16 protein-coding genes are annotated in these 16,968 nt (G+C 58.8%); 12 read left to right on the forward strand and 4 right to left on the reverse strand.

What is annotated here, in order from left to right; all coding sequences use genetic code 11:
* Positions 1-116 precede the first annotated feature (116 nt).
* The 6 genes from GOX66_RS18395 to GOX66_RS18420 all read left to right on the forward strand — a co-directional run bounded on the left by GOX66_RS18395 (position 117) and on the right by GOX66_RS18420 (position 6,677).
* The gene (locus tag GOX66_RS18395; RefSeq protein ID WP_170764342.1) at positions 117-401 is read left to right on the forward strand and encodes a DUF4212 domain-containing protein; all 285 of its coding nucleotides are present in this window, start codon (positions 117-119) and stop codon (positions 399-401) included.
* A 5-nt stretch (positions 402-406) separates the two neighbouring features.
* The gene (locus tag GOX66_RS18400; RefSeq protein WP_170764344.1) at positions 407-2,191 is read left to right on the forward strand and encodes a sodium:solute symporter family protein; all 1,785 of its coding nucleotides are present in this window, start codon (positions 407-409) and stop codon (positions 2,189-2,191) included.
* Between the two features lie 110 nt (positions 2,192-2,301).
* Complete coding sequence (locus GOX66_RS18405) at positions 2,302-4,125, forward strand: DUF294 nucleotidyltransferase-like domain-containing protein (protein ID WP_170764346.1); 1,824 nt, start codon at positions 2,302-2,304, stop codon at positions 4,123-4,125.
* 29 nt (positions 4,126-4,154) lie between these two features.
* Positions 4,155-4,673: a hypothetical protein gene (locus GOX66_RS18410; protein WP_170764348.1), complete on the forward strand. Its 519-nt coding sequence runs from the start codon at positions 4,155-4,157 to the stop codon at positions 4,671-4,673.
* A gap of 1 nt (position 4,674) precedes the next feature.
* A complete protein-coding gene (locus GOX66_RS18415) occupies positions 4,675-6,087 on the forward strand; it encodes a 3'-5' exonuclease (protein WP_170764350.1) in 1,413 nt (470 codons plus the stop codon).
* An 89-nt stretch (positions 6,088-6,176) separates the two neighbouring features.
* A complete protein-coding gene (locus GOX66_RS18420; protein ID WP_170764352.1) occupies positions 6,177-6,677 on the forward strand; it encodes a flavin reductase family protein in 501 nt (166 codons plus the stop codon).
* Positions 6,678-6,680: 3 nt separating this feature from the next.
* Here the strand turns inward: GOX66_RS18420 and GOX66_RS18425 are convergent, their stop codons facing one another.
* Genes GOX66_RS18425 through GOX66_RS18435 form a run of 3 tightly spaced genes read right to left on the reverse strand, consistent with a single transcriptional unit; the run spans position 6,681 to position 8,913 of the window.
* Positions 6,681-7,160, reverse strand: a complete 480-nt coding sequence (locus GOX66_RS18425) for a DUF6505 family protein (protein WP_170764495.1) — start codon at positions 7,158-7,160, stop codon at positions 6,681-6,683.
* The gene (locus tag GOX66_RS18430; protein WP_170764354.1) at positions 7,160-7,855 is read right to left on the reverse strand and encodes a biotin/lipoate--protein ligase family protein; all 696 of its coding nucleotides are present in this window, start codon (positions 7,853-7,855) and stop codon (positions 7,160-7,162) included. The genes GOX66_RS18425 and GOX66_RS18430 overlap by 1 nt, the downstream gene beginning before the upstream one ends.
* The gene (locus GOX66_RS18435) at positions 7,852-8,913 is read right to left on the reverse strand and encodes an Mrp/NBP35 family ATP-binding protein (RefSeq protein ID WP_170764356.1); all 1,062 of its coding nucleotides are present in this window, start codon (positions 8,911-8,913) and stop codon (positions 7,852-7,854) included. Before GOX66_RS18435 ends, GOX66_RS18430 begins: the two co-directional genes overlap by 4 nt.
* 132 nt (positions 8,914-9,045) lie before the next feature.
* On the opposite strand from GOX66_RS18435, the gene GOX66_RS18440 reads away from it, so the two are divergent.
* Positions 9,046-9,774: a c-type cytochrome gene (locus GOX66_RS18440; RefSeq protein WP_170764358.1), complete on the forward strand. Its 729-nt coding sequence runs from the start codon at positions 9,046-9,048 to the stop codon at positions 9,772-9,774.
* Here the strand turns inward: GOX66_RS18440 and GOX66_RS18445 are convergent.
* A complete protein-coding gene (locus GOX66_RS18445; protein ID WP_170764360.1) occupies positions 9,768-11,720 on the reverse strand; it encodes a 4Fe-4S binding protein in 1,953 nt (650 codons plus the stop codon). The two genes, GOX66_RS18440 and GOX66_RS18445, sit on opposite strands and share 7 nt — an antisense overlap.
* A gap of 256 nt (positions 11,721-11,976) precedes the next feature.
* On the opposite strand from GOX66_RS18445, the gene GOX66_RS18450 reads away from it, so the two are divergent.
* The 5 genes from GOX66_RS18450 (at position 11,977) to GOX66_RS18470 (ending at position 16,960) form a co-directional block, all read left to right on the forward strand.
* A complete protein-coding gene (locus tag GOX66_RS18450; RefSeq protein WP_170764362.1) occupies positions 11,977-12,531 on the forward strand; it encodes a DUF3305 domain-containing protein in 555 nt (184 codons plus the stop codon).
* Positions 12,528-13,094 (forward strand): DUF3306 domain-containing protein, encoded by a 567-nt coding sequence (locus GOX66_RS18455; protein WP_170764364.1) that lies wholly within the window; start codon positions 12,528-12,530, stop codon positions 13,092-13,094. Before GOX66_RS18450 ends, GOX66_RS18455 begins: the two co-directional genes overlap by 4 nt.
* Before the next feature lie 4 nt (positions 13,095-13,098).
* The gene (locus GOX66_RS18460) at positions 13,099-13,710 is read left to right on the forward strand and encodes a TorD/DmsD family molecular chaperone (protein WP_170764366.1); all 612 of its coding nucleotides are present in this window, start codon (positions 13,099-13,101) and stop codon (positions 13,708-13,710) included.
* Positions 13,711-13,771: 61 nt separating this feature from the next.
* Positions 13,772-13,960 carry a ubiquinol-cytochrome c reductase iron-sulfur subunit N-terminal domain-containing protein gene (locus tag GOX66_RS18465; RefSeq protein WP_170764368.1) on the forward strand — a complete coding sequence of 63 codons (189 nt, stop codon included), beginning with the start codon at positions 13,772-13,774 and terminating at the stop codon, positions 13,958-13,960.
* A gap of 105 nt (positions 13,961-14,065) precedes the next feature.
* On the forward strand, positions 14,066-16,960 hold the full coding sequence (locus tag GOX66_RS18470) for a formate dehydrogenase subunit alpha (RefSeq protein ID WP_170764370.1): 2,895 nt from the start codon (positions 14,066-14,068) through the stop codon (positions 16,958-16,960).
* The last annotated feature ends 8 nt before the right edge of the window (positions 16,961-16,968 follow it).

The following is a 16,968-nucleotide window of genomic DNA, read 5'->3' on the forward strand; positions in this document are numbered from 1 at the left end:
CCAGAGAAGCCTTGCCTGATGCCACAACAGCAACAGGCACAAACGAAAAGCGGTCCCGCGCGCTGGAGGATTTGTACAAAGGGCCGTCAATGGAGGAAGCGAAGGAGGAACCCGCAATGGCGGATCAATCAACAAACTCCGCGCAGGCTGCCAAAGCCGACAAAGGCTATTGGCAGGCCAACCTGCGTCTCATCTACATCAGCCTCGCGATCTGGGCGCTGGTGTCTTTTGGATTCGGCATTCTGCTGCGTCCGATGCTGTCAGGTATCGCCGTTGGCGGCACTGATCTGGGCTTTTGGTTTGCTCAGCAGGGATCGATCCTGGTCTTTCTGGTGCTGATCTTCAACTACGCCTGGCGCATGAACAAGCTGGACGCCGAATACGGCGTGGATGAGGAGTAAACCCCATGGACCAGTTTACCATCAACCTGCTGTTTGTAGGCGCGTCCTTTGCGCTTTACATCGGCATCGCGATCTGGGCCCGAGCGGGGTCCACATCTGAATTCTACGCCGCGGGTCGCGGCATTCACCCGGTCACCAACGGCATGGCGACAGCGGCGGACTGGATGTCCGCGGCCTCGTTCATTTCGATGGCGGGCCTGATCGCCTTTACCGGTTATGACAACAGCTCGTTCCTGATGGGCTGGACCGGCGGGTACGTGCTTCTGGCGCTGCTGCTGGCGCCTTATCTGCGCAAGTTCGGCAAGTACACCGTGTCGGAGTTCATCGGCGACCGCTTCTACAGTCAAACTGCACGTATCGTTGCGGTGATCTGTCTGATCGTGGCATCGGTGACTTACGTGATCGGTCAGATGACCGGCGTGGGCGTGGCCTTTGGCCGCTTTCTCGAAGTGTCGAATACATCCGGTCTGCTGATCGGTGCAGCCGTGGTGTTTGCCTATGCGGTGTTCGGCGGGATGAAGGGCGTGACCTATACACAGGTTGCTCAGTACTGCGTGCTGATCACTGCCTACACCATCCCGGCCATCTTCATCTCGCTTCAGCTGACCGGCACACCTGTCCCGGCACTGGGTCTGTTTGGTGACACCGCCAGCGGTGAACCCCTGCTGACCAAGCTGGATGCGATCGTGACCGAACTGGGGTTCAACGACTATACGGCCCACCACTCGAACACGCTGAACATGGTGCTGTTCACACTGTCGCTGATGATCGGTACCGCCGGTCTGCCGCACGTGATCATGCGCTTCTTCACCGTGCCGAAAGTGGCTGACGCACGCTGGTCCGCCGGCTGGGCGCTGGTGTTCATCGCGCTGCTGTACCTGACCGCCCCTGCGGTTGGCGCAATGGCCCGCCTGAACATCACCGACATGATGTGGCCCAATGGGGGCATCGAAGGTGGCGCTGTTTCGGTCGAAGAGATCGACAACGACCCGCGCTATGACTGGATGGCGACCTGGAAGAAAACCGGACTGCTGGACTGGGAAGACAAGAACGGCGACGGCAAGATCCAGTACTACAACGACAAGAATGCAGACATGCAGGCTCTTGCGGAAGAAAAAGGCTGGGTCGGTAACGAGCTGACCAAGTTCAACCGCGACATCCTGGTTCTGGCCAACCCCGAAATCGCCAACCTGCCGGGTTGGGTGATCGGTCTGGTCGCTGCCGGCGGTCTTGCGGCTGCCCTGTCGACCGCTGCGGGCCTGTTGCTGGCGATCTCGTCAGCTGTGTCCCACGACCTTGTCAAAGGTGCGATCAACCCGCAGATCTCGGAAAAGGGTGAACTGTTGGCTGCACGGATCGCAATGGCCGTGGCCATCGTCGTCGCAACCTATCTGGGTCTGAACCCACCGGGCTTCGCAGCACAAACGGTTGCTCTGGCGTTCGGACTGGCGGCAGCTTCGATCTTCCCGGCGCTGATGATGGGGATCTTCTCGACCCGCATCAACAACACCGGCGCGGTCGCGGGTATGTTGGCCGGTCTGACTGTGACCCTGGTCTACATCTTCCTGCACAAGGGCTGGCTGTTCATTCCGGGCACCAACTCGTTCACCGATGCTGACCCGCTTCTGGGTCCGATCAAGTCGACCTCGTTCGGCGCCATCGGTGCGATGATCAACTTTGCCGTCGCCTACGTTGTCGCTGGTATGACAAAGGAGACGCCGCAGGAAATCAAGGAACTGGTCGAAAGCGTGCGCGTTCCCCGTGGCGCGGGTGCAGCTCAGAATAAATGAGCATGATGCGGCTGTTGGTCAACTTGCAAATGGCCGCGTCTTTCGACTGACTGTTCCCGCCCGGCACTCCACCGGGCGGGATTTTTCAACCAGAAGCCCAGGATTATTCCATGCCACTGTCCCATGATGAGATCACCCGGTTTCTGAAATCCGTGCACCCCTATGACGCCCTGCCCGCGGACGTGTTGGACAACCTGGTCCAGCAGATCGAAGTATGGGAGGTCGAGGAAGACGCGTCAGTCTATGAGCTAGGCACGACTCTGCCCGGTGTCTTTGTGATCTATGAAGGACAGGTGGAAATTACTGATGAGAACGACGCCGTTGTGTCTCATCTCGGTCTGCGCAACTCTTTCGGTGAGCGCGGCCTTTTGCGGGATGGCAAAGCTGCCACCAAGGCACGCGCGCATACACCGTCGGTATTGATTGTGCTACCGCCCGATCTGGTGCGCTCGCTGATCGACGGGCACGATGTTGTGTCCAAGTTCTTCAACCGCTCACGCGGCGACCGGACTGGTCCGCAAAGTTTGGCGACCAGTTCCATCGACGTACTGATGGCTAAAAACCCGGCCACCTGCCCCCCAAGCACACCGGTTCAGCAAGCCGCGCAGATGATGCGGGACCGGCACATATCATCGCTTTGCGTGACCGAAGGTGACAAACTGCTGGGGATCGCGACCCTGAGAGACATATCGGGAAAGTTCGTGGCCGACAGCATGCTGAAGGCCACAACGGTTTCCGAGATCATGACCGCTGATCCGATCACCTTGTCGCCGACAGATATTGGCTCGGATGTCCTTCACGTGATGATGGAACGTGGGATCGGTCATATTCCCATTTCCGAAGGCGGCAAACTGGTAGGCGTCGTCACACAAACAGATCTGACCCATTATCAGGCCGTCAATTCCGCCGAACTGGTCCGCCGGATCGCAAAAGCCCAATCCGCTGAAGACATGGCGCATGTCACGGTGGAAATTCCGCAACTGCTGGTGCAACTGGTTGCCGGCGGCAACCGGCACGAAATCGTCACGCGCCTGATCACTGATATTGCCGATACCGCCACGCGCCGGTTGCTGGCGCTGGCGGAAGATAAATTGGGACCACCGCCCGTGCCCTATCTGTGGCTGGCTTGTGGTTCGCAAGGTCGACAGGAACAGACCGGTGTCTCGGATCAGGACAACTGCCTGATGCTGGACGACAGCGTATCCGAAGACGACATGACCTACTTCGCGGACCTTGCGAAATATGTCTCGGATGGGCTGGATACTTGCGGGTATTTCTATTGCCCCGGCGACATGATGGCGACCAACCCTCGCTGGTGTCAGCCGGTGCGCGTCTGGCGTGACTATTTCAAGGGCTGGATCGCCAAACCCAACCCCGAGGCGCAGATGCTGGCCTCGGTCATGTTCGATCTGCGTCCGATCGGCGGCGCGTTTCACCTGTTCGACGATTTGCAATCCGACACGCTGGCAGCAGCCAACGCGAATTCAATTTTTGTCGCCCATATGATCTCAAATTCGCTCAAGCACACGCCCCCGCTGGGATTGCTGCGCGGCTTTGCGACCATCAGATCAGGTGAACATCGCAACACGCTGGATTTAAAACACAATGGCGTCGTCCCAGTGGTGGATCTTGCACGAATTTACAGTTTGCAGGGAAAGCTGACCGAGGCCAACACCCGCGCCCGTCTCCAAGCCGCGGCAGCAACCGGAGTGCTCAGCGCCTCAGGAGCGCGGGACTTGTTGGACGCTTATGACCTGATCGCGGAAACTCGGTTGGAGCATCAGGTCAGGCTGGTCAAATCGGGCGAAACGCCGGACAACTATCTTCCACCGTCAGCTTTGTCGGACTTTGAGCGAAGTCATCTGCGGGACGCGTTTGTTGTTGTAAAAACAATGCAATCGGCAGTGGGTCATGGCAAAGGTATGCTCGGCTAATCCCGGCGACCTCAATTCGGAGAGACAATATGTTTCTGGAACTGATCGGCACCATCTTTGCAGGCATCGCTTTTGCGGGCGTGGTGATGGTGGTGAATAAACTGACGGGCGGTCGCCTGCCCCGCTGGGCGGCTCCGGTTGCGGCAGGTCTGGGGATGATCGGAATGACGATCACCAGCGAATATTCCTGGTATGATCGCACACGCGAAACACTGCCCGAGGGACTGACGATTATTCAGGAGGTCGAAAGCCGCGCCTTCTACCGCCCCTGGACCTATGCCGTACCCTTCGTGGATCGCTTTGCCGCCATCGACACCGTATCCGTGCGCACCAACGAACAGGTTCCCGAGCAGCGCCTCGTGGATCTGTATTTATTTGGCCGCTGGGCACCGGTTTCGAAACTTCCGGTGGCCGTCAACTGCGAGGAATACAGCCGTGCCAATCTGGCTGATGGTGCCGAGTTCGGCGATGACGGCCGTGTACTGAACGCTGACTGGCTCAAAGTCAGCGCCAATGATCCGATCGTCGAGGCTACTTGCGGAGTGTAACATGCTGACCCGGTTGAGCTTGCGCCTGCGTATTTTCCTGTTTTTCTGCCTGCTGGCATTGGGGGGACTGGCCGTAAGCTCCATCGCGCTGTGGGTTAGCTACCTGCGTGTCGCTGATCCTGCACTGGCGAATGCCTTCATCCTGGCCGAAATTCTCATGGGTTTTGGTTTCATCTCCATGATCATCGCAGTCTGGCTGCTTTTTGACGACAATGTCGCCAAGCCGATCGAGCGGTTGTCGGCCCAATTGCGTGCGCGCGCTCATGCCGGGGTCAGCACGGATGTCGACATGCAAGCCGCGCGCTATCTGGGTGACCTTGCCCCCGCAGCAGCCGGATTGGCAGATCAGCTTTCAGGGAAAACAATGGATGTCGCCGAAGCCGTGGCGGTCGAAACGGCACATCTTGCCGCCGAAAAGCAGCGGCTAACCGCGTTGCTGACAGAAATACCTGTGGCAATGGTATTGGCCAGCCCGACACATAAAATCGTTCTTTATGATGGTCAGGCCGCAAATGTGCTGGCGCAAATCTCACATCCCCGCCTGAACGCCTCGCTGTTCGAATATTTATTGCCCGGCCCGCTGGAGCAAGCCCATGCCAAACTGACGAAGTCCGGACTTGAGATCGAATGCACCCTGCACAGCATCGACGGTGCGCAAACCTATACTGCGAGGATGAAACCGCTGGGTGACGCCCCCGGCTACTTGCTCATTTTCGATGACGCCGCCGCAAATATCCCGCCAGAAGCCGCCCGCCCGCTGGTCTATGATTTCGACCTGCTACACAGCGCGACCGAAGAGGAGTTCGAATCTCGTGCTTTGCAGGGGCTGTGCTTTGTCGTGTTCGACACCGAAACCACCGGATTGCTGCCGCACAAGGACGAAGTCGTTCAGATTGGCGCGGTGCGGGTGGTGAATGGACGGATTGTTCAGGGCGAACAGCTGGATATGCTGGTAGACCCCGGAATTCCGATCCCTGTCGCCTCGACCAAGGTTCATAAGATCAGTGACCGAATGGTTCGGGGGGCACCGGACATCGGACAGGCTGGTCGCGTCTTTCATCAGTTCGCTCATAACGCGGTAATTGTTGCTCACAACGCGCCATTCGACATGGCGTTTCTGCGGCGGCACGCCAAGCGCATGAATGTCGCATGGGATCATCCGATTCTGGACACCGTACTGTTGTCCGCCGTTCTGTTCGGGGCAAGTGAAACGCACACTCTGGACGCCCTTTGTGACAGGTTAGAGGTCACCATTCCGGAAGAGTTGCGACACACAGCACTTGGTGATGCCGTTGCGACCGCTCAGGCGTTGGTTAAGATGCTGCCGATGCTGCGGTCACGCGGCATGAACACCTTTGGTCAGGTCATTGAGGCGACCCGGCAGCACGGACGGTTGTTGGAAGATCTGAACTGAACTGCGAAATATTTGGGGCAGACTCAGCTTTTCATGGACAATCCCGGCGGGCCGTGGCACCTGATGCGCGGCCAACGAACGAGCGCGTAATGACGGAAAAGACCTTTACCCCTACCCCGGATCAAAGCATCGCATTCCGCGAAGCGCTGGGGTGTTTTGGGACCGGCGTCACTGTCATTACCACTAACACGGCCCGTGGGCCGCGTGCGATAACCGTTAACTCGTTTTCCTCGGTGTCCCTGGATCCACCTCTGGTTTTGTGGTGTCTTGCCAAAGATTCCTTCCGGTTCGCATCCTTTAACGCGTGCGAACACTACTCGATTCACGTGATGGCAGAGGAACAACAGGATCAGGCGCTGCGATTCGCGCGCGACGGGTTGGATTTCGATCATGCGGAATGGGGCACGGATCACAAAGGACGCCCGCAGCTGGCCAACTGTCTGGCACGGTTCGACTGCCAGCTTCATGCCAAACACGAAGCCGGGGATCATCTCATTCTTGTGGGAGAAGTCGAAAAGGTAATGTACCGCACCGGGAAAGGTCTGATCTTCAAACGCGGTCAGTTCGGTGGTTTTGCAGACCTGCTGTAACCCTCAGTCGTCCAGCGAGCCGTGAACAGCCAGTGCTTCCAACTGCGTCTCTTGCGGTGTGATGATGCGAAACACCTCGTGCACACCTGTCTCGGACAATTCACGGGCAACCGTCAACAAGGTGTTGGGCGCGTGTTCTTCGCATAATTCAGTCATATGCGCGATTTCGGCCTGTGCGACCCCCAGCGCGGCCTCGACCGATGGCGCTCCGTAAACTTGCACGAAGTGTTCTGCCAGGTTCCTGGCGATCTCATCAATCTCGGCCTGCTCAACCTGTGTGACCGCGACAAATGTCACGCGTCCAAAGGTTTCAACTCCCAACCAGCCATTTGAAAAAGCCTGCCGCGCTTTGCCTTCCAGATCGCCTTCGCCCCAGTTCGAGAATTCAAACCCACCCGAGATGCACCATTCCCCCGTCCGGGCTGGCACATGAAAGACGTTCATGTCGCTTTCGTCAAAATGGATCGCGCGGGCCAGTTTCATCATCCGTTCTCCAACAGTTCCGTCAACGGGCGCAGCCTAGTATTCGAGCCGTCCCGGATCAGCATTCCAAACCTCTCATCCGTGCCCAGAAACACACCCGTTTCCTCGTATGCCTCACCCACGCCGCGCAGCAGCCCCATCCATTCGCTATGCAAAGGAGCGTTGCCGTCCTCCTGCCATCGATTAAGCCAGGTCAGCATGTGCCGTGACCAGCTTTCGACAAGTTGAACCGGTGAGACCTCGGCACAGCCTTCGTCGTAAAGCGCTGTGATTTCGGGATTTTCACCCGGTGCGTCGCTTGTTTGAAGCAGCGCCAGTTCCCAACCGACGACCAGCCAGTCAGGTTCTTCATCCGGAGATGCAGTGGAAGCCGCGACGCGAAACATCCCGCATTTCGCACCGTTCACACAGATCAGCCCATCCCAGCCCAGATGCACGGCAACCTCGGGTGGAGCCAGCGCGCCCAGCGCGTTCTGGAACCCAACGGCGCAAAGCGGCAGCATGGCCATTGCGTCCTGTAGCGGCACTTCGGGCGCGAAGACGATGGCCACTCGCAGGCGATCCGCCTGATTGTTGTAGACCACCGACCCGGAATCACAGCCCAGAGCGGCCATAGCCTGAGCGCGCTCGAACGGGTCTTCCCCACCCTGAACCGGCTGGCCAGTCAGCAAGGGGGGGAAGACCGGCTGGCTCATGCGTAGCCCTTGGCGATCATGTCGCGGGCAATCTTGCGGAATGCCTCGGCTTGCGCACTGTCGGGTTTGCTGACCACGATGGGCGCGCCACCGTCCGCCGCCACACGAATGTCCAGATGCAACGGGATTTCACCCAACAGCGGAACGCCCAGCGCCTCGGCCTCGGACGTAACACCACCATGACCAAAGACATGCTCCTCATGCCCGCAGTTGGAACAGATATGGGTGGACATGTTCTCGATCATTCCGACGATCGGCGTTTTGAGCTGATTAAACATATCGATCCCTTTGCGGGCGTCGATCAAAGCCACGTCCTGTGGGGTCGAAACAACAATTGCCCCGTCCACCTTGAACTTCTGGCTCAGCGTCAGTTGCACGTCGCCGGTGCCGGGCGGCAGGTCGACGATCAGTACGTCCAGTACGCCCCATTGCACCTGACTCATCATCTGTTGCAGCGCGCCCATCAGCATCGGGCCGCGCCAGACAACCGCCTGCCCTTCGTTGGTCATCAGACCCATCGACATCATGGTGACGCCGTGATTGCGCAGCGGCAGGATCGTCTTGCCGTCAGGGCTGGCCGGGCGACCCGACACTCCCAGCATCCGGGGCTGCGATGGGCCATAGACGTCAGCGTCCAGCAGGCCCACGCGACGGCCTTCGGCTGCCAGCGCACAGGCGAGGTTGGCGGAAACGGTGGATTTGCCAACGCCGCCTTTACCGGAAGCGACCGCTATAATCCGATCTACGCCCGGCACTGCTTGCGGGCCGGTTTGCGAGGGTTTCGGTTTGGGCTTCAGATCCGGCGGAGCCTTGTCGGAATGCGCAGTCAACATGGCCGAAACCTTTGCGACTCCGTCAACCAACTGGGCTGCCTGCTCAGCTGCGGCGCGCACCGGTTCCATGCGCTGGGCCTGTTTCGGGTCAATCTCAAGCACAAATCGGACCGTATCGCCCTCGACGTTTAGTGCGCGGACGACACCTGCACTGACAATATCCTGGCCGGATACGGGGTCGGTGATCTTTTTCAGGTTCGCAAGTACCGCATCACGAACACTCATGCCTTATTCTCCTTGATGCGCCCTGCCGTCAGGGCCGCGCGTATCGACAATCTCTGGTCGCCGCTCATTGCATGTGTCTCCGTCTCATTCAGTTTAATTGACGCATTTGGTGCCGGCCCATTAGGCTGCGGCATGCGCTTTGCCCTTTTGTGCCTGAGCCTGACGCTCTCTGCCAGTCCCTCTTGGTCGCAGGAGGCAATTGGCCTCGCCGCTCCGGCAGAGGTTACAGACTCTGGTCTGCTGCAACATATTCTTCCACGCTTCTCTCTCAAGACCGGGATACGCGTTATTGCAGACAAAGGAGGCGTTCTGGTCCTTGAAGTCGAGCCGCCGGGTGATCCGGTGTTTGTCCGCGATGGTGTGATCTATCACCTGCGGATTGAGGATAATGCAAGGCATGAACGGTTCCGCGACTGGCTGCTGTCGGATATCGGCAAGCGCACCGTCGAAAGCTATGCCCCCGATCAGGGCGAGCCCTTTTCGGCCAGTTTCGAAGTCACCGCCACTCTAGAGGAAACAGTGATCGACGGTGACACAGCCCGTGGCGAGGAACTGTCGATGACTCATTGTGGAAGGTGTCACGTGATCGGCCCGCAGAACCGTATGAACGGACTGGGTTCGACGCCCTCTTTCGCCGTGCTGCGCGCCATGCCTGACTGGTCCGAACGGTTCGAGGCTTTCTTTGCTCTCAACCCCCATCCCGCGTTCACACAGATTGAGGGTATAACCCCTCCATTCGACCCGCAGCGCCCGTCCCCCATTTATCCTGTCGAAATGACGCAGGAGGAGCTTGAGGCAATTCTGGCTTTTGTCTCTGCGATCAGCGCCGCCGATCTAGGCGCGCCGCTGCAACTTCAGTGATCCTTTCTTTTTGAAAAATAGTCCTCGGTCGTGATGACCTTGGGTTTCGGGTTCGACTGGAACGGGTTGTCCTGCTGCTGGAACTGCGCGTTCACCCGGCAATTGTCACACATCTGGATCATCCGGGCCTTTTCCGACGTGGCAAACATCGGGTGCGTACCTGACAGCTTTTCCATGATCCGTTCGACTGTGGACTTCACACCAAACAAGGCACCGCATTCGACGCAGGCAAAGGGTTCTTCCTCATTCAGCACCTGCTGCGACAAGGCCACGGCACTGAGATCAAGCTGCGGCACAAGGGCGATGGCATCCTCTGGACAGATTCCTTTGCACAATCCACATTGCAGGCATGCGTCTTGCTGAAAGTTCAACTGTGGCTTGTCGGGATTATCAACCAATGCCCCGGACGGACATAGCGACACACAGCTTAGACACAACGTGCAGGCCTCCGTATTCACCTCAACCGCCCCATAAGGTGCGTTCTCAGGCAACGGCAGCGGAGCCTCAGCTTCCGGATTCAGTGCCTGTGCTGACAAGCGCGCGATTTGCCTCCGGTTGCCTAGTGGCAGGACCGGGTCGGCCAAAGGTGCGGGTATCTCTTGCGCGTAAAGAAGGTCGGACATGGCATCCGGGTCGGCCTCATCTATCAGACCCAGCCCATCGGAGCCCGCAATCGCCTGCGCGAGGACCAGCTCTCGTTCCAGTGCGTCGCGTTCTGTCGTTGGTGCCAGGAGGATATCAACCCGTGCAAACCCATGCGCCAGCGCCGCCAGCATCTCGGCATGTCCAAATCCAGAAATCACGCCCAGTTCCATCGGGATGACATCGGCGGGCAGGCCACGTCCAAACCGTGCGGAAAGCCGGATCATCTCATCCCCATGGGCATCGTGGACCAACAACCTTGGCGCTGAGCCTCCCGCCCGCCTGTAGGTACGCGCCAGAATATGCATCCGCGACAGCAGCGCCGACACAGGTGGGTCTTCATAGGTAATCGCGGTCGACGGGCACACGGCTGCGCATTCTCCGCACCCGGCGCAGATCATCGGATCAATGGACACGTGTTCCCCTGCCGAAGTGATCGCGCCTGTCGGGCAGATATCCAGACAATTTGTGCAGGCGACTTGTTCCGCGCGGGAATGGGCGCAGAGCGTTTCTTCCATCCGAACGTAGAGGGGTTTTTCGAAGGTTCCAACCAACTGCACCGCTTCGAACGCCAGACGTTCTACAGCCACAATATCCTTAGGGTCGGCGCGCAAGTACCCTTCGCGCTTGGCGGGGGCCTGCACAAAGGGCGTACCGCCTGTCAGGTCGAGAACGATGTCACAAGACGACTTTGCCCCATCTCGCGGCTCAGTCCACCCGAACGTTCCCCGGCCACCGGGTTCAAGCTGCTGCAAGGCATCCAGCCTTAACGAGAATCCTCCCAATGCTCCATTCAGCGAACGAATCCGTCCGCGCACCACGTCAAAGGCGCGAGAGTTGGGCTCGGTATCGTCGGTCACCAGAACCGTCACTGCCAGCGTGTTCGCCAAACGGTCAGCCACATCAAAGGTGACATTTCCTGGTCCTATTATGAAGCACGTGCCTTCGCTGAAGACATCAACACTGGGTGTGATAGGCCGTGGCAACAACGCTTCGGCAACTAAAGCAGCCATCTTGGGCGCGGCATCGTTGCTCTGTTCGGACCAACCGGCGCGGTCGCGAAGGTCCACGAAACCCGGAGTGTCGATACTCAACTCGTCCGCGAGAGCCTGAAAAACGTTCCTCTCCTGCCCACAGGCGATCACGGTGTCGCCTTCCTGCATCAAGGATGCAGCAGCTTCCAACTCACCCGTGCAAAGTGCGGTGTGAACTCTGGAACACGCGGTTCCGCAAGCGGACGCGATTATTTCGGCATCCAGTTCCTGTGTCCCCGCGCAGTTGCAGAGTAAGAGTTTTGTGCCCATAGCCTCCTCACAAACTTCTTCCCGGTCACAACCTTCAGACTAGGGTGCGCGAAATAAGTGGCAATGCCCTCGTAGCCGCTTCCCTTCCAATTCAGCGTGGAATTCGGTTGGTTTTACGAAACTGAACCAAATTCTCAACCAATCAACAATTGGTGAATCCCACCTGAGAGCGTCAATAGACGCTTGGCACATGGCCAAATTGTGTACCATAGTAGACTTCAAGGAAGGCAGGGGAGAGCCTTTCGGGGAGGACTACGTGGCCAAGGCCGCCAATCAGATTGAAATGTCAATCGGCGTTGTCGTGCGCAAAACACCCGGTGTCACCCGCTGGGCGAAATGGAACTGGCGCGCCGTCGCGGTGCTGCCGGGCGCCGGTCCGGCGGACTGGCAGGAAATGCGCCGAGAGGGTGAGGCCGTTGAGTACCACGCCGCCACCCTGCCCCTGACGCTTTGGTCAGATGAGAGCGAAGCTTACATGGTCAACCTGTCCGACGGGCAGCCCTCGATCTACCTTGTGTTGCGGAATGAGCTGGATGGCGCGCGGCCAATGGATGCAGTTCTGGTGACGGCATCGCCGTTCGAAGGGCAGGACTATGCGGATACCGGCGAAGAGATTGTCGAAAAGATTCCAATGACCGAAGGGCTGATTGCCTGGGTTCGGGACTTTGCACTGGAGCATCACCGTGAAGAGGTCTTTGTAAAACGCCGCCGCGACAAAAAGCGGACGGATCTTGTCGAAGACGGCAAAGGGGATGCACGTATCCGTCAGGCTTCGGATGTTTACCGCGCGCCGCGGAGGATCGTGCAGTGACCGAATTCCGCGACTTCTGGTCCCGCCGCAAGGCCGCCGTTCAGGCCGAAGCTGAGGCCGAGGTAATCGCTGTCGAGGAACAGGCCGTTGCCGAACAGCGTGCCGAGTTGGAAGAAAAGTCGGATGCCGAGATTCTGGCCGAGTTCAACCTGCCCGATCCCGATCAGTTGCGAGCTGGTGACGATGTCTCTGGTTTCATGGCCAAGGCAGTGCCCGACCGGCTGCGCCGCCGTGCCTTGCGGCGCTTATGGCGACTGAACCCGGTTTTGGCCAATGTGGATGGGCTGGTCGACTACGGCGAGGACTATACCGACGCGAATTGTGTTATCGAAAACATCCCGACCGCGTATCAGGTAGGCAAAGGAATGCTGGCCCATGTCGAAGCATTGGCCGCTGACCAAGAAGAACCTGAAAAAAATTCGGAACCCGAAACTCCGGAACCTGAAGTGGAACCGGAGGTGAGGGAAGAACCGGCGCCGGTACAGATTGCTGAGGTTGAAGAGCCGGAAGAAGAAGACAGCCCCCCTACCCCACGACGCATGAAATTCGAGTTTGAAGGATGACCCAATGACCGCACGCAATGCGCAATATCTTGATGTCTCGGCCGAGGATCGTCTGCGCGCGGATTTCTACAATTTTCTCGGACTGCTGTTGGCGGCCCCACCGAATCAGATGCTGCTGGATCAGGTCGCAGGTCTGACGGGTGACGATACAGATCTGGGTCAGGCAATGCAGACCATGGCACGCGTAGCCAAAGTCACCAAACCCGCAGCAGCGGAACGGGAATTCAACGCGCTGTTTATCGGGCTGGGGCGTGGTGAATTACTACCCTATGCCAGCTATTATCTGACCGGGTTCCTTAACGAAAAACCTTTGGCACAGTTGCGTAACGACATGGCCGTGCGCGGGATCACCCGGGCACAGAATGTGTTCGAACCCGAAGACAACATTGCATCGCTGATGGAGATGATGGCGGGCATGATCGTAGGCCGCTTTGGCACCCCCGCGGAGCTGGAGGACCAAAAGGCGTTCTGGAACAAACATATCGGCCCCTGGGCCACACATTTTTATTCGGATTTGGAAGCTGCAGAAAACTCGGTTCTCTATGCCTCGATCGGCACCGCCGGTCGGATTTTCATGGAGATCGAGCGGGAGGCGTTCCGAATGACGGCAGTGTGATCCGCTGCCACTCGCCAGCGCCCTGATCGGCGCTACCTCGCAAATGGGAAAGGAGGAGCCCATGAGCAAGACCAAGGAAGACGGCGCCACGCGCCGCGATTTCCTGAAACTGGCCGGAACCGCAGCGCCCGCTGCCGTCGCCGCAGCCACCCTGAGCGGAAAAGCTGAGGCAGCCGAACTGCCCGCGGACGAAACCCGCATTCAGGATACAGCGCATACCCGCGCATATCTCGACAGCGCCCGGTTCTGAAACCGGACGACGTCGCCTCCGACTGACGGTTGCGATTGGCCCTGACGTCGGCACCAGCAGTACCAAGCCAGCCGTGGCTGACACGGCGCGCAAGGGAGGAAAGAAATGCTTAGGAAAAAGACCAACGGGGTTGCGAGACGCCCCCAGCGGACAAGTATCCTGTCCCGGATTGGCGAGAAAACCGTCGATCGCCGCGCATTCCTGCGTGGCTCGGGCCTGACGATCGGCGGATTGGCCGCGATCAGCGCCACAGGTGGAACCGTGACGCCCGCCAGCGCCCAGACAGCGGCGAACGCCGCCGTTGAAAACATCAAATCCGTATGCACCCATTGTTCGGTCGGCTGTACTGTCGTTGCCGAAGTTCAGAACGGCGTCTGGATCGGGCAGGAACCCGGCTGGGATAGCCCGTTCAACCTGGGTGCACACTGTGCCAAGGGTGCCTCGGTCCGCGAGCACGCCCATGGTGAACGCCGCCTCAAGTATCCGATGAAAAAGGAAGGTGGCGAGTGGAAGCGCATCAGCTGGGAAGAGGCGATCAACGAGATCGGCGACGGCATGATGAGCATCCGCGAGGAATCAGGGCCGGACAGCGTGTACTGGCTGGGCTCGGCCAAACATAACAACGAACAGGCCTACCTGTTCCGCAAGTTCGCCGCCTACTGGGGCACGAACAACGTGGACCATCAGGCCCGTATCTGTCACTCGACCACGGTTGCGGGTGTTGCGAATACTTGGGGCTACGGCGCCATGACCAATTCGTACAACGACATCCACAACTCGCGGGCCATCTTCATCATCGGCGGCAACCCGGCCGAGGCGCACCCCGTCTCGCTGCTGCACGTTCTGCGCGCGAAAGAGCAGAACAACGCCCCGCTGATCGTTTGCGATCCGCGCTTTACGCGCACCGCAGCCCATGCCGATGAATATGTCCGCTTCCGTCCCGGTACGGACGTGGCACTGATCTGGGGTATCCTGTGGCACATCTTCGACAACGGCTGGGAGGACAAAGAGTTCATCCGCACCCGTGTCTGGGGCATGGACCAGATCCGTGACGAGGTTCGCAAGTGGAACCCCAATGAGGTCGAACGGGTGACCGGCACCCCCAGCAGCCAACTGCGCCGCGTGGCGCGCACCATGGCCAACAACCGTCCCGGCACGGTGATCTGGTGCATGGGCGGCACACAGCACACCAATGGCAACAACAACACCCGCGCCTACTGCGTGCTTCAGCTTGCACTTGGCAACATGGGCACCTCGGGTGGTGGCACCAACATCTTCCGCGGCCATGACAACGTGCAGGGCGCGACGGACCTCGGCGTTCTGTCCCACACCCTGCCCGGCTATTATGGGCTGTCCAATGGAGCTTGGGCGCATTGGAGCCGCGTCTGGGGTGAAGATGTCGATTGGTTGAAAGGTCAGTTCGCCACGATCAAGGACAAGGAAGGCAAAGACAAGCCGCTGATGAATGAACGCGGCATCCCTGTTTCCCGCTGGATCGACGGCGTTCTGGAAGACCCGGCCAACATGGATCAGGACAACAATGTCCGCGCCATGGTTCTGTGGGGTCACGCGCCGAACTCGCAAACACGCGGGCCGGAAATGAAGACGGCGATGGAAAAGCTGGACATGCTGGTCGTAGTCGACCCGTATCCCACCGTTTCTGCCGTTCTGCATGACCGCACCGATGGCGTCTATCTGTTACCGGCATGTACGCAGTTCGAAACCCGTGGCTCAGTCACGGCCTCGAACCGCTCGCTGCAGTGGCGTGACAAGGTGGTTGATCCGCTGTTCGAAAGCCTGCCGGACGAGGTCATCATGGCCAAGTTCGCCAACAAGTTCGGCTGGGCGGACAGGCTTTTCCGCAATATCGAGATGGAAGACCCGGAAACCCCGAATGTTGAAAGCATCACGCGTGAGTTCAACAGTGGCCTCTGGACCATCGGCTATACCGGTCAGTCGCCGGAACGTCTCAAAAATCATATGGCCAACCAGCACACGTTCGACAGAACCACGCTGCAAGCCATTGGCGGACCAAACGACGGCGAATACTACGGCCTGCCCTGGCCTTGCTGGGGAACGGCAGAGATGGGTCATACGGGGACACCGAACCTCTATGACATGTCCAAGCCGGTGGCCGAAGGCGGCCTGACCTTCCGCGCCCGTTTTGGTGTGGAACGCGATGGTGACAACCTGCTGGCCGAAGGGGTATATAGCGTTGGGTCGGAAATTCAGGATGGCTATCCCGAATTTACGATGCAGATGCTGATGGACCTTGGCTGGGATGGCGACCTCACGGCTGAGGAACGCGCGGCTATCGACGCCGTCGCGGGACCAGAGACCAACTGGAAAACCGACCTTTCGGGCGGTATCCAGCGGGTCGCGATCGAGCATGGCTGTGCGCCCTTCGGGAACGCCAAAGCCCGCGCGGTTGTCTGGACATTCCCGGATCCGATCCCACTGCACCGCGAGCCGCTTTATACCCCGCGCCGCGATCTGGTGGCGGACTATCCGACCTACGAGGATCGTCAGGCCTATCGTCTGCCCACCCTATACGCTTCGATCCAAAAAAACGACTTTTCAAAGGATTACCCGATAATCCTCACGTCAGGTCGATTGGTCGAATATGAAGGCGGCGGCGAAGAAAGCAGGTCGAACCCGTGGCTCGCCGAGCTTCAGCAGGACATGTTCGTCGAGATCAATCCGCGCGATGCCAACAACCTTGGTATTCGCGACGGATCTCAGGTTTGGGTCGAAGGGCCCGAGGGCGGAAAGGTCAAGGTGATGGCGATGCTGACCAACAGGGTTGGTGCTGGCGTGGCCTTCATGCCATTCCACTTTGGCGGCCATTTCCAGGGTGAAGACCTTCGGCATAAATACCCCGCAGGCGCCGATCCATATGTGTTGGGCGAAAGTTCCAACACCGCTCAGACCTATGGCTATGACTCAGTGACCCAGATGCAGGAGACCAAGTGTACTCTCTGCAAAATCTCGGCAGCGTAAGGAGGACG

The organism is Ruegeria lacuscaerulensis (assembly GCF_013031245.1).
Classification (GTDB): domain Bacteria; phylum Pseudomonadota; class Alphaproteobacteria; order Rhodobacterales; family Rhodobacteraceae; genus Ruegeria; species Ruegeria lacuscaerulensis_C.

Coding starts and splice junctions, on each gene's coding strand:
- GOX66_RS18405 (WP_170764346.1), top strand. CDS start 2,302: ATGCCACTGTCCCATGATGAGATCACCCGGTTTCTGAAATCCGTGCAC.
- GOX66_RS18460 (WP_170764366.1), top strand. CDS start 13,099: ATGACCGCACGCAATGCGCAATATCTTGATGTCTCGGCCGAGGATCGT.
- GOX66_RS18395 (WP_170764342.1), top strand. CDS start 117: ATGGCGGATCAATCAACAAACTCCGCGCAGGCTGCCAAAGCCGACAAA.
- GOX66_RS18410 (WP_170764348.1), top strand. CDS start 4,155: ATGTTTCTGGAACTGATCGGCACCATCTTTGCAGGCATCGCTTTTGCG.
- GOX66_RS18470 (WP_170764370.1), top strand. CDS start 14,066: ATGCTTAGGAAAAAGACCAACGGGGTTGCGAGACGCCCCCAGCGGACA.
- GOX66_RS18430 (WP_170764354.1), bottom strand. CDS start 7,855: ATGAGCCAGCCGGTCTTCCCCCCCTTGCTGACTGGCCAGCCGGTTCAG.
- GOX66_RS18420 (WP_170764352.1), top strand. CDS start 6,177: ATGACGGAAAAGACCTTTACCCCTACCCCGGATCAAAGCATCGCATTC.
- GOX66_RS18435 (WP_170764356.1), bottom strand. CDS start 8,913: ATGAGTGTTCGTGATGCGGTACTTGCGAACCTGAAAAAGATCACCGAC.
- GOX66_RS18415 (WP_170764350.1), top strand. CDS start 4,675: ATGCTGACCCGGTTGAGCTTGCGCCTGCGTATTTTCCTGTTTTTCTGC.
- GOX66_RS18465 (WP_170764368.1), top strand. CDS start 13,772: ATGAGCAAGACCAAGGAAGACGGCGCCACGCGCCGCGATTTCCTGAAA.
- GOX66_RS18445 (WP_170764360.1), bottom strand. CDS start 11,720: ATGGGCACAAAACTCTTACTCTGCAACTGCGCGGGGACACAGGAACTG.
- GOX66_RS18440 (WP_170764358.1), top strand. CDS start 9,046: ATGCGCTTTGCCCTTTTGTGCCTGAGCCTGACGCTCTCTGCCAGTCCC.
- GOX66_RS18400 (WP_170764344.1), top strand. CDS start 407: ATGGACCAGTTTACCATCAACCTGCTGTTTGTAGGCGCGTCCTTTGCG.
- GOX66_RS18425 (WP_170764495.1), bottom strand. CDS start 7,160: ATGAAACTGGCCCGCGCGATCCATTTTGACGAAAGCGACATGAACGTC.